The sequence below is a fragment of the Mesorhizobium sp. P5_C1 genome (assembly GCF_054049815.1).
Map to the genome: position 1 here is coordinate 1 of NZ_JBFULQ010000163.1, position 11,088 is coordinate 11,088.

General features: G+C 64.0%; 11 protein-coding genes and 1 pseudogene. 7 read left to right on the forward strand and 5 right to left on the reverse strand.

Annotation, left to right across the window (positions count from 1 at the left end):
• Nucleotides 1-354: 354 nt before the first annotated feature.
• Genes ACXJ7R_RS15060 through ACXJ7R_RS15080 form a run of 5 tightly spaced genes read left to right on the forward strand, consistent with a single transcriptional unit; the run spans nt 355 to nt 4,609 of the window.
• A complete protein-coding gene (locus ACXJ7R_RS15060; protein ID WP_095084784.1) occupies nt 355-1,242 on the forward strand; it encodes a sugar phosphate isomerase/epimerase family protein in 888 nt (295 codons plus the stop codon).
• A 60-nt stretch (nt 1,243-1,302) separates the two neighbouring features.
• Nucleotides 1,303-2,472 carry a mandelate racemase/muconate lactonizing enzyme family protein gene (locus ACXJ7R_RS15065; RefSeq protein ID WP_457152525.1) on the forward strand — a complete coding sequence of 390 codons (1,170 nt, stop codon included), beginning with the start codon at nt 1,303-1,305 and terminating at the stop codon, nt 2,470-2,472.
• Between the two features lie 2 nt (nt 2,473-2,474).
• A complete protein-coding gene (locus ACXJ7R_RS15070; RefSeq protein WP_095084786.1) occupies nt 2,475-3,191 on the forward strand; it encodes a FadR/GntR family transcriptional regulator in 717 nt (238 codons plus the stop codon).
• Nucleotides 3,192-3,196: 5 nt separating this feature from the next.
• Nucleotides 3,197-4,177, forward strand: coding sequence for a hydroxyacid dehydrogenase (locus tag ACXJ7R_RS15075; protein WP_457152526.1), 981 nt, complete (start codon nt 3,197-3,199; stop codon nt 4,175-4,177).
• Nucleotides 4,178-4,219: 42 nt separating this feature from the next.
• On the forward strand, nt 4,220-4,609 hold the full coding sequence (locus ACXJ7R_RS15080; protein ID WP_457152527.1) for a hypothetical protein: 390 nt from the start codon (nt 4,220-4,222) through the stop codon (nt 4,607-4,609).
• An 18-nt stretch (nt 4,610-4,627) separates the two neighbouring features.
• Here ACXJ7R_RS15080 and ACXJ7R_RS15085 read toward each other — a convergent pair whose 3' ends face one another.
• The gene (locus ACXJ7R_RS15085; protein ID WP_457152528.1) at nt 4,628-5,923 is read right to left on the reverse strand and encodes an amidase; all 1,296 of its coding nucleotides are present in this window, start codon (nt 5,921-5,923) and stop codon (nt 4,628-4,630) included.
• A gap of 119 nt (nt 5,924-6,042) precedes the next feature.
• Here ACXJ7R_RS15085 and ACXJ7R_RS15090 point away from each other — a divergent pair, with 119 nt between their 5' ends.
• Nucleotides 6,043-6,390 carry a GFA family protein gene (locus ACXJ7R_RS15090; protein WP_457152529.1) on the forward strand — a complete coding sequence of 116 codons (348 nt, stop codon included), beginning with the start codon at nt 6,043-6,045 and terminating at the stop codon, nt 6,388-6,390.
• Between the two features lie 130 nt (nt 6,391-6,520).
• Here ACXJ7R_RS15090 and ACXJ7R_RS15095 read toward each other — a convergent pair whose 3' ends face one another.
• On the reverse strand, nt 6,521-7,735 hold the full coding sequence (locus ACXJ7R_RS15095; RefSeq protein ID WP_457152530.1) for an MFS transporter: 1,215 nt from the start codon (nt 7,733-7,735) through the stop codon (nt 6,521-6,523).
• Nucleotides 7,736-7,919: 184 nt separating this feature from the next.
• Here ACXJ7R_RS15095 and ACXJ7R_RS15100 point away from each other — a divergent pair, with 184 nt between their 5' ends.
• On the forward strand, nt 7,920-8,912 hold the full coding sequence (locus ACXJ7R_RS15100; protein ID WP_457152531.1) for an AraC family transcriptional regulator: 993 nt from the start codon (nt 7,920-7,922) through the stop codon (nt 8,910-8,912).
• Nucleotides 8,913-8,944: 32 nt separating this feature from the next.
• Here the strand turns inward: ACXJ7R_RS15100 and ACXJ7R_RS15105 are convergent.
• The 3 genes and pseudogenes from ACXJ7R_RS15105 to ACXJ7R_RS15115 all read right to left on the reverse strand — a co-directional run.
• A pseudogene (locus tag ACXJ7R_RS15105) lies at nt 8,945-9,704 on the reverse strand (ABC transporter ATP-binding protein); the annotation flags it as partial.
• Nucleotides 9,705-9,817: 113 nt separating this feature from the next.
• Nucleotides 9,818-10,258, reverse strand: a complete 441-nt coding sequence (locus tag ACXJ7R_RS15110) for a hypothetical protein (RefSeq protein ID WP_457152532.1) — start codon at nt 10,256-10,258, stop codon at nt 9,818-9,820.
• Nucleotides 10,255-11,088: ABC transporter ATP-binding protein (locus tag ACXJ7R_RS15115; RefSeq protein ID WP_457152533.1), on the reverse strand; the 834-nt coding region annotated here is incomplete at its 5' end. The genes ACXJ7R_RS15115 and ACXJ7R_RS15110, both read right to left, overlap by 4 nt.

The following is an 11,088-nucleotide window of genomic DNA, read 5'->3' on the forward strand; positions in this document are numbered from 1 at the left end:
GAAGCAGGGCCAGCCACTTTGGTCTTTTCATACCGGGCGCTTGTGCGCGCCGCTATTCTGGTATTACCAAATACAAGGATTTGGTCAAGTCTTGTAGTGCATCGCGGGAACCCCTGAGACAGGCAAAAAAGGGATACATATCTCAATATAATCAATGAAATAATTCGGAGTGAGCGCAGCAGTCCGCCGCTTCTTGCCGTCCATGGGAAATTGCTGTAGACCTCGCTTCAGGCCCAATTGGTCGAACCAGTTTGCGAAAAAGGCTGGGGATGCCTTGGGGAGGAACCCTTGCGTCGCCGTTCAGCGATGCATGTCGCAGGCGAACCATAAAGACGAATCTGGGAAGGACAGACCATGCACCTTTCGACGCACAACTGGATGCGCGCGGAACCGCTGGAGACGACGCTCAAGCGCATCAAGAAATTCGGCTACGAGTCGATCGAGATTTCCGGCGAGCCTGAGCAGTACAAGACCAAGGAGACGCGGGCGCTGCTGAAGGAGCATGGGATCCGCTGCTGGGGCGCGGTGACCTTGATGCTGGGCGAGCGCAACCTTGCCGCCAAGGACCAGGGCCAGCGCGAGCGGTCCGTGCAGTATGTCAAGGACGTGCTGACGATGATCAGCGAACTCGATGGCGAGATCATCACGCTGGTTCCGGCGACGGTCGGCAAGGTGGTGCCGGATGGCACCGAGGAAGAGGAATGGAAATGGGTTGTCGACGCGACCCGTGAATGCTTCACCCACGCAAAGAAGGTCGGCGTCAAGATCGCCGTCGAACCGCTCAATCGCTTCGAAACCTATCTGTTCAATCGCGGCGCCCAGGCCCTGGCGCTGGCAGACGCGGTCAGCCCCGAATGCGGCGTCTGCCTCGACGCCTACCACATCCACATGGAGGAATTTAACGTCCATGACGCGATCCGGCAGGTCGGCAAGCGCCTGTTCGACTTCCATGTCGCCGACAACAACCGCTTTGCCGCCGGCCTCGGCCAGATCGACTGGCCGAAGATCGTCGCCACGCTGAAGGAAGTCGGCTACGACGGCGCGCTGACCAACGAGTTCGTCGCCCCGGTCGACCGCACGCCGGCCGCGCCCTATCCCGACATGGTCGAGCGCCATCCGGTCGACATTTCGCCCGAACAGCTGAAGTTCATCCAGGATCACGGCTCCAGCGTGCTGACCGAGAAATTCTACACCGACCAGATGCGCATCACCGCAGAAACGTTGCTGCCGCTGATCAAGTAGTCGACTGCCTGTTGGGAAATTGCCCTTTCGCCCTGACCGGCGGCAGGGCCGGGAAAGACAATGCGCATCAAGACCGTCCAAGCCTGGTGGATCCGCATCCCGATCGAAGCCGCTCGGCAGCACCGCAGCGACTTCGGTCAGGTGACGACCTTTGACGCCGCCATCCTGCGCATCGAGACCGATGACGGGCTGGTCGGCTGGGGCGAAGGCAAGAATGCCGCCGGCAGCGCCGGCAGCTACGGGGCGCTGGTCCACATGCTGAACCATGAAGTCGGGCCGCAATTGATCGGCCGCGATCCGGCCGACATCGGCGTCATCTGGGAGATGCTCTACAACGGCGTTCGCCACGACAGCGCCGCCCGCGCCGGCCACGCCATGCCGCAACTGGCGCGGCGCGGCATGAGCATAGCGGCCATCAGCGCCGTCGATATCGCGCTCTGGGATATCCTGGGCAAATCGCTTGGCGTTCCGGTCTGGCGGCTCCTCGGCGGCCGCAAGCTCGATCGCATGCCGGCCTATGCGTCCGGCGGATGGGCGTCCGCCGACGYCATCGGCGAGCAATTGAAATCGTATGTCGCCAAAGGCGGCTTCAAGGCGCTGAAGATGCGGATCGGCGCCATGGACGGTGCCGCGCATGTCTCCGCCGCCCGCGTCCGTGCCGCACGGCAGGCGCTCGGCCCCGATGTCGAATTGATGGTCGATGCCCACGGCACCTACACGGTGGCTGAAGCCAAGCGCTTCATCCACCTCATCGACGATCTGGACCTCGCCTGGTTCGAGGAGCCGATCATCGCCGACGACAAGCCAGGCATGGCCGAAGTGCGGGCAAGCGGCGCCGTTCCGATCGCCACCGGCGRAAGTGAGGCGACGCGCTATGCCTTCCGCGACCTTGCCGTGCTGAAAGCCGCCGACATCTTCCAGCCCGATCCGGCCTTCTGCGGCGGCATCAGCGAAGCGATGAAGATCGGCACCATCGCCAGCGCCTTCAACCTGCGCTTTGCGCCGCATCTGTGGGCCGGCGCGCCGTGCTTCTTCGCTGGACTGCACGTCTGTGCTGCTTCGCCGGCTAGTTTCACCGTCGAATATTCGCTCGGCGCCAACCCGATGATCCATGATCTGATCGAAGAGACTGTCGAAGCCAAGGACGGTATGATAGCGATCCCGGAAAAGCCGGGTCTGGGGTTCACCATTTCGGAGCGGTTCCTGGAGGCGCACGCGCAACGCGATTGACAATGAAAGAAAAGAACCTTCTCGCGGAACTCGCTGCCTACCTGTTCTCCCATTCGGACAAGGAGACCGGCCGAACGCCGTCGGAACGTGAGCTGGCGGAGCAGTTCGGCGTCAGCCGCGGCCAGATCCGCGAGGCGCTCGCCATCCTCGAAGCCATGCGCATCGTCGAGCGCAGGGCCAAGTCCGGCATCTACATCGACACCAAGCAGGCCAGCGTCGAGGCGATGGCGCTGTTCGCGCGCGCCGGCCTGCCGCTCGATCCGATCCAGATCTACGAGACGGTCGAATTGCGCAAGATCCATGAGATCAAGGCGGCCGAGCTTGCCTGTTCGCGCGCCACCGAAGAGAATTTCGAGCGTCTGCGCGAGATCCTGAAAGCTTCGGAAGAGCGCATCGCCGCAGGCGAGGGCCTGGCCAAGGAAGACCGCGAATTCCACCTTGAGATCGTACGCGCGACCAAGAACAGCGTCTTCCACAATGTCTGCAGCGTCTACTACATGATGGGCGAGCAGCGCCTGCCGATCTATTTCAACGATCCCGAGCGCAGCGTGCGCTCGCATGCCGAGCACATCCAGATCTACGAGGCGCTGCTGCGCCGCGACGGCAATCTCGCCCAGGCGCTGATGAGCGCTCATCTGCAGGGCGCCGAGAGCTACTGGAAGGGCCTGATCGAGGGCCATGGCGAGGAACCTCAAAGCCCGACGCTCGAAAGAGCCTGACCGACATGGCCCGCATCCTCACCACACACCCCCTGCATCCGCGCGCCTCGGCCATGCTGGCCGGCGCCGGCGAGCTTGTTGTCGCTTCTGCTCTCGACCCAGCGACGCTTGTTGCCGAGGCGAAAAACGCTGACATTGTCATCGTGCGCGCGCCTCTGCCGCCACAGCTCTTCGAGGGTGCAGGGAAGCTGAGGGCAGCAATCCGCCATGGCGCCGGGCTCGATATGATCCCGATGGAAGCAGCATTCGCGGCCGGCGTGCTGGTGGCGAATGTGCCGGCGGTCAATGCCCGCTCGGTTGCCGAACACGTCATGTTTGCAGCACTTGCCCTGCTTCGCCGCTTCCGCATCGTCGACCGCGACTTGCGCGCGAAAGGCTGGCTCGCCGGCCGCGAGCACGCCAACTCCAACAGCGAACTTGCCGGCAAGACGATCGGCATCGTCGGCCTTGGCGCCGTTGGCCAGGCTGTCGGACATATAGCGGCGCATGGTTTCGACCTGAAGGTGGTGGCAACGACGCGCAGCATGCAGCCGGCGCCGGAGAAAGTCGGCTTCCTGTCGATCGACGCCCTGGTCGAGCAGAGCGACATCATCGTTCTGTGCTGTCCGTTGACGCCGGAGACGCGCGGCTTGATCAATCGCGAGCGGATCGCCCGCATGAAGCCCAATGCGCTGCTGATCAACGTATCGCGCGGACCGGTCGTCGATGACGACGCCCTGATCGAAGCCTTGCAGAAACGCCGCATCGGCGGTGCCGCACTCGATGTGTTTTCGACGCAGCCGCTGCCGCCAGATCATCCCTATTTTGGCTTCGACAATGTCATCATCACCCCGCACATGGCCGGCATCACCGAGGAATCGATGATGCGCATGGGCGTCGGCGCGGCCGGTGAAGCCTTGCTGGTGCTGGCCAACAAACTGCCGGTCAATCTGCGCAACCCCGAAGTGGTCGATCACTACCGCCGGCGGTTTCCTGCGAGCGTGTAACGCATCGCCGTTTCGCCTCATTTTCTGGCGAGGCTCGCTCCCATGTCCAGTCTTCGCTCCGCGCTGTTGTTTGTTGCCACCGCTTCGACAGCCGTCTTGCCGTCGCTTGCCGCTGCGGAGAGCAGCTATGTCTACTGCGACAACGGGCTGCGCTGCTTCAAGGCACCCTGCCCGTCGAACAGCGCGCTCGACCTTGCCACCGGCACGATCATCAAGGGCGTGTCGATCGACAGCAGCGGATTGCCGCAGGCCGACAAGGCGATAACGGATCTCTCAGACGCGCTTTACGCCGGAAAGATCGTCGTCAGGGGATCGATCGAACATCGCACGCAGACCATCACCGGCAAGGACTACAGCCTGCCCTGGCTGGTTGCGACCGGCATCGTACGCACCGCCAAGGAAAGCGAACGCAAGCACTGTTCGTCGCACTGATATTCAGTTCAGCCCTCGTCAAGAGCCAAGCAGCGACTCTATTTCAGCGGCGAGGCGTAGCAGTCGCCGGTCTTGGCCGTTGCGCGCCACCAGCATCAATCCTGCCGGGCGCACCATGCCCGGCATCGGCAGCGAGATCGCACAAAGGTCGAACTGGTTGGCGACCTGCGTGTTGCGCAGCAGTAGGCCTTCGGTGCGGTCGCGCAGTTCGGCATCGTCAACCATCGAAACGATGGTCGGCGCTGTCACCGGTGTGGTCGGTAGGGCCAGCATATCGACCGATGCCAGCCGCTCGTCCATGGCGGCCGCGAGCGCGGCGCGACGACGCATTGTCCTGATGTAAACTGGCGTCGGCAGCATAGCTGCCCGCGACAAAGGCCCGCTGACATGTGGGTCGACCGGCACCGATGCCCCCGTCGCCAACCAGTCGGCATGGATCTCCGCCCCTTCCATGGCAGCGATCGAACCGCGCTTGGTCGCCGCGCGCATCTCTCCAAGCAGATCGTCTATCGACAGATCCGCCACCCCTGCACCCGCCAGTTCGACCTTGCGAAGGCATCGATCGAACGCGGTCGCCACCTCGCCTTGCGTTTCTTCGAATAGGACGCCGCGCGGGATGCCTATGCGAAGCCCTACAAGGGAAATCGACGTCAGCGCAGCCGCTTCCTCGCCGGCCATCACGGCGTCGGCGGCGGCGCACTGGGCGACGGTTCGGGCAAGCGGCCCGATCGAGTCCAGCGTGCCGGACAACGGGAAAGCGCCGGTGAGAGGCACCCGCCTAGCGGTCGGCTTGAAGCCGACGACACCGTTGAGCGATGCCGGAATGCGTATCGAACCACCGGTATCGGAACCGATGGAGATTTCGCTCGTCCCCTCGCCGACGGAAACGCCGGCACCTGAGGAGGAACCACCAGGAATGCGGCTGGGATCGGTGGCATTCCCGGGCGTGCCGTAGTGCTGGTTGTCACCGATCGCGGTGAACGCGAATTCGGTCATGTTGGTCTTGCCGACGATCACCGCGCCGGCCTGCCGCAACCGGCCAACGATGGCGGCGTCGCGCAGCGCAGGTGCAGCGGTCCTGAGCATGAGCGAGCCGGCCGTGGTTGGTTCGCCGCCGACATCGAACAGATCCTTGATCGAGACAATGGTGCCGTCGAGCGGCCCCAGCGTCACACCGGCTTGTTTGCGGGCATCGCTGGCGTCGGCCGCGGCCCGCGCGGCTTCGGCATAAAGCTTCGTGAACACATGTTCTTCGCCGGCACGGGCGGCGAGTCGCGCGAGGATGGTTTCGAGATGATCGCGGGCTGATTGCATTTTCGGTGTCGGACTCCGGACGCCTTGAACGTCTTAAGAGGTAGCGGCCAGCACTTGGCCTGCCGAGACTTAAACCGGCGCAGGCGGTTTTGCACCCTGTCGATACGAGGAAAAATCCGATGCTCTACAAAGGCAGCTGTCACTGCGGCAAGGTCGCCTTCGAGTTCGAAGCCGAGCTGACCGGCGCCGTGCGGTGCAATTGCTCGATCTGCTCGCGCAAGGGTGCCCTGTTGTGTGCCATCCCGCACGAGACCTTGCAGGTGCTGGCCTGGGGCAATGACTTGGGGATCTACACATTCGGCAACCACGCCATCGCGCATCGGTTCTGCCGCACCTGTGGAGTCCACCCCTTCGCTGAGGATGTCGGCGAAGGCCCTGAACGCAGTGCCTACGTCAACATGTATTGCATTGCGGATTTTGACCCTTCGACCTTGCCAGTCTTCGACTTCGATGGCCGCTCGGTCTGAACCTATCTCCCGTCGCACCGGCAAGGTTCGCTTTGTCGCTTGCCGCATAACGGCATCGGCCCGAAACCGTGATGGTTCGCGGGCCGATGCTTGGCGTCAGGAAGTTATCGCCAAATGGTGAGTCCGACGGCTAGTTGACCTGCTTCGGACCGCGCAGGAACACCACGATCGCCGCCAGCAATGTCGCCGTGCCGCAATAGGCGAAGGCGCTGGCCACGCCGGCATGGTCGACCAGCAGGCCACCGACGACAGCACCGAGCGCAATCGCCACCTGGAACGTCGCCACCATCAGCCCGCCTGCGCTTTCTGCCTGATCCGGTGCTGCCCGCACCAGCCAGCTCTGCAGCCCAACCGGCACCGCGCCGAAGGCAAAGCCCCACGCCGCAACCGCGGCGGCAGCGACCGTGGGCGAGGCACCGAAAACCAGCATCGAGGCAGCCGCCGCCGCAATCAGCAAGGGCGCCAGCGCAACGGCTGCCTTGAGGTTGCGTTCGGCCAGGAAGCCGCCGGCGACATTGCCGAAGAAGCCACCAACGCCATAGGCCAGAAGCACCAGCGAGATTGTCTCGATGTCGAGCACGGGGACCTTCTCGAGGAAAGGGCGCACGTAGGTGAAGCCGGCAAAGTGTCCCGAGGCAACGAGCAGCACGACCAGCAGTGCCACCCTGATAGAGGGGCGCTCGAGCACATCGAGCAAGGTACGGAAGCTTGCCACGCCCACGGGTGGCAGCTTCGGAATGGTGGCCACCTGCACCAGCAGCGCCAGGGCGCCGACGACGGTGGCGATCATGAAGGCGGTCCGCCAGCCCCAGATATCACCGACATAGGCGCCGACCGGCGCTGCGCATACCGTCGCCAGCGAAACGCCGGTCAGGATGATCGACATGGCGCGCGGCATCAGCCGCATCGGTACCAGCCGCAGCGCCATCGCCGCCGACATCGCCCAGAAGCCGCCAAGTGCAACGCCGAGCACGACGCGGGCAAGCAGGAGCACGGTAAGCGATGAGGCAAAGGTGGCCAGAAGGTTGGAGAAGATCAGGAACACCGTCAGCATCCACATCACCACCCTGCGGTCCATGCGCCTGGTGATGATGGCCATGGTCGGCGCGGCAATGGCGCCGACGATGGCGGTCGCCGTCACCGCTTGTCCGGCCACGCCTTCGGTGACGCCGAGGTCGCGCGCCATTGGCGTCAGCAGGCTGGCCGGCAGGAACTCGGCGGTAACGAGGCCGAAAACACCAAGCGCCAGCGAGACCACGGCGCCCCATGCCGGCTCGGTTCGTTCATCAGAGTCTGCGGGGTTCAGAAGTGTGGCGTCGATGACGCCTGTCGCGGGTTCGGCCATGGTCAGTCTCCGATCTGTTTGCAGCGCCACATAGGGAACGACCAACCGGGGCTCCACCCGTTACATGCCTTGCCATCTCGGCTTGGCTATGTGGCCGGTCTTCGATCTTGTTTGCAGCGCAGCATTTGGCTGCAACGCAACATAGGGAGTGACCGCCTGGAGTTTCCATGCTAGAAACCCCATTATGTTTGACCATTCGTCCAAAATCCCGATCACGGGCGATCCGCTCACCGACATATTGCGCGGCCTGCGTCTCGATGGCGTCGAATACGGTCGCTGCGAAATGAAGGAGCCGTGGGGCATCCAGTTCCCGGCTCAACCCGGGGCGCGGTTTCATTTCATCGGCCGTAGAGGCTGCTGGTTGAAGCAGCCGTCGGGCGAATGGGTGGAGCTGAATGCGGGGGATGCGGTGCTGCTGCCACGCGGTGCGGCGCATGTGCTGGCCAGCGAACCCGGCGCCCAGGCCTGGCCGATCCACGGCTACGAACTCGAAGAGGTCTGCAAGGACGTCTACTGCACGTCGAACGCGGAGATGTGCGGCAAGGACTGCCAACCGGGAACGCTGCTGTTCTGCGCCAGCATGTATTTCAACCTCGATGGCCTGCATCCCTTGCTCGGCATGATGCCGGACGTGATGCGCACGCATGAGCTGGAAGCCTACGAACCGGGGATACCGCATTTGCTGGACTCGATGGCACGCGAAGTGACGATGGAGCGCGTCGGCTCCGGCGGTATCATGGCGCGGCTGGCTGACGTGCTTGCCGCCACCGTCATCCGCTCATGGGTCGAACGCGGTTGCGGAGACTCGTCCGGCTGGATCGCGGCGGTCAGGGACCGCGAGATCGGGCGCGTGCTGGCCGCCATCCATCTCGAACCGAACCACGACTGGACTGTCGAGTCGCTGGCCAGGATGATGGGCGCCTCGCGGTCGGGATTTGCCGAGCGGTTCGCCACCGTCGTTGGAGAAACGCCGGCTAAATATGTCACCCAGGTCAGAATGCACCAGGCGCGGCAGTGGCTGGTCCGCGACCGGATGAAGATCTCCGTCGTTGCCGCGCGTCTCGGCTATGAATCGGATGCCGCCTTCAGCCGTGCCTTCAAGCGCGTCATTGGCTCGGCGCCCAGCCATCTTCGCGCCGAAGAGCAGGGTCCTGCTGATCAACGACACGCCATATGAGACTTACCTGCCGAAATAAGCGAGGTCGCGGCCTATGACGCGTGGCGCAAATTGACGCCGCTGCCCTTGTCGAACAGCACCACCTTGTCGGGGTTCCAGGCAAAGCGCACCGGCTGCTCGATCGCCACATCGGTCCTGGCCGGCACCGTGGCGCGCAGCATCGCGTCGCCGACGCGCAGCGTCAGGATCTTTTCGACGCCATGGTTCTCGACGTCGTGGACGTGCGCCTCGACCGGCGCGCCGCTCTCGAGATAGACGTCCTCGGGCCGAATGCCGAAGACGAGCGGGCGGCCGTCGGTCGCCGCACTCGCCTTGGCTCCCCCTGAAAAAGGCAGTTCGAAATTCAGCGGCGCCATCACCGCGCGGCCGTTCACCAGCTTGCCGTCGATGAGGTTCATCGGCGGCGAGCCGACGAAGCTCGCCACATAGGTGTCGCGCGGATTGTTGTAGATCTCGTACGGCGTGCCGGTCTGGACGATGCGGCCATGGTTAAGCACGCCGACCTTATCGCCCATGGACATCGCCGCGATCTGGTCGTGGGTGACAAACAGGAAGGTGGCGCCGAGTTGCATCTGCAGGTTCTTGAGTTCCGTGCGCAGCGCCACGCGCAGTTTGGCGTCGAGCGCCGACAGCGGCTCGTCCATCAGGCACACGTGCGGCTTGCGCACGATGGCACGGCCGATCGACACGCGCTGCATCTCGGCCGCCCGAAAGCCGGTCGGTCTTGCGGTCGAGCAAATGTTCGATCCGCAGCGTCCTGGCGGCGCGGTCGACGCGGTCCTTGATCTCGGCATCGGGTCCTCCGGTCAAGCCGGAGGATGACGGCGTGAGAGTTGAGAGGGCGACGCACACCGACCGGCGCGGACCGGCGCGAGCGCGACCTGCCGGATAGCGTCAGCTGCTGATCATCGCGCTGTCTTGTTGAGAGCGGTGACGACCAGCGCGAGAATCACCGCCGCGGCGGCGATTTCCCACACGAAAGCCTGCTTGTAGAAAGGCGGCGTGGCGAGCTGCGCCTTGCCGGCGAGAGTGTTGGGGTCCGGTGGATTGAGGAAGAAGACGCCGTAGAGATGCGCCGCCGTGATCGAAACCAGCAGCACAATGCAGAAGACCAGCGCCACGACCAGCGCTACGGTCACCACACTGCGCACCTTGACGCCCGGCTGGGCCAACGGCAGCAGGTTGTTGATGAGTCCGGCAAGCACCACGAGACCGCTGCCGACCGCGTACAGGCCGATGGAAAAGGGTTGGAAGATCAGCACCAGCGCCATGACGCCCAGGCCAATGATGAAGACCTCGAGGCAGTACGCGCCGGCCCGGCTCATGCCGGAAGAACGTTCGCTCATGACCGCACCGCCTTTCCGGCGCCATCGAAGACATGGGTTTGCCTGGGATCGGGGCGTAGATTCAGCGCCTCGCCGACCTTGACCCGCTGGCTTCTCGTCACCACGACGCGGATGTCGGCGCCTGCCGCCGTGCGGGCATGAATAAGGGTTTCGGCGCCCATGGGCTCGATGAGCTCGGCCCGGGCGGAGATGGTGCCACGGTCCCCCGTATCGGTCGCGGTGAAGGCGCGGGGGCGGACACCGATCGTCACCTTGCCGGGCTGCAGGCGCGCGACCGCCGCGTCCGTGCGGATCGCCAGATTAATGCCGGCCACGGCCATCTCCGCCGTGCCATCGGCGAAGGTCTTGAGGTCGGCCTCGAGAAGATTCATCTGCGGCGTGCCGATGAAGCTCGCCACGAAAGCATTGGCGGGCTTGGCAAAAACCTCGTGCGGTGAGCCGACTTGCTCGATCAGGCCGTCCTTCATGATGGCGATGCGGTCGGCCATGGTGAGCGCTTCGAGCTGGTCATGGGTCACGATCACGGTCGCTTTGGAGAGGCCCTGCAGCACTTCCTTGATCTGGCCACGCATGCTCTGGCGCAGTTCGACATCGAGACGCGACAAGGGCTCGTCGAAGAGGAAGCAATTGGGGTCGCGGACGATGGCGCGGGCCATGGCGGCGCGCTGCTTTTCGCCCTCGGATATCTGGTTCGGCAGCCGGTCGAGAACGTGCTCCAAGTGGAGGATCGCGGCGACGCGGTTGACGCGGGCAGTCCGCTCAGCCCTGGAAATGCCGTCATGATAGAGCGGGAAGGCGATGTTCTCGCCGATCGATGCCGACGGGTAGAG

What these genes read in the sequence shown, in the direction of transcription:
- ACXJ7R_RS15060 (WP_095084784.1), top strand. Translation starts at nt 355, where the DNA reads ATGCACCTTTCGACGCACAACTGGATGCGCGCGGAACCGCTGGAGACG.
- ACXJ7R_RS15110 (WP_457152532.1), bottom strand. Translation starts at nt 10,258, where the DNA reads ATGAGCGAACGTTCTTCCGGCATGAGCCGGGCCGGCGCGTACTGCCTC.
- ACXJ7R_RS15085 (WP_457152528.1), bottom strand. Translation starts at nt 5,923, where the DNA reads ATGCAATCAGCCCGCGATCATCTCGAAACCATCCTCGCGCGACTCGCC.
- ACXJ7R_RS15100 (WP_457152531.1), top strand. Translation starts at nt 7,920, where the DNA reads ATGTTTGACCATTCGTCCAAAATCCCGATCACGGGCGATCCGCTCACC.
- ACXJ7R_RS15080 (WP_457152527.1), top strand. Translation starts at nt 4,220, where the DNA reads ATGTCCAGTCTTCGCTCCGCGCTGTTGTTTGTTGCCACCGCTTCGACA.
- ACXJ7R_RS15070 (WP_095084786.1), top strand. Translation starts at nt 2,475, where the DNA reads ATGAAAGAAAAGAACCTTCTCGCGGAACTCGCTGCCTACCTGTTCTCC.
- ACXJ7R_RS15075 (WP_457152526.1), top strand. Translation starts at nt 3,197, where the DNA reads ATGGCCCGCATCCTCACCACACACCCCCTGCATCCGCGCGCCTCGGCC.
- ACXJ7R_RS15095 (WP_457152530.1), bottom strand. Translation starts at nt 7,735, where the DNA reads ATGGCCGAACCCGCGACAGGCGTCATCGACGCCACACTTCTGAACCCC.
- ACXJ7R_RS15090 (WP_457152529.1), top strand. Translation starts at nt 6,043, where the DNA reads ATGCTCTACAAAGGCAGCTGTCACTGCGGCAAGGTCGCCTTCGAGTTC.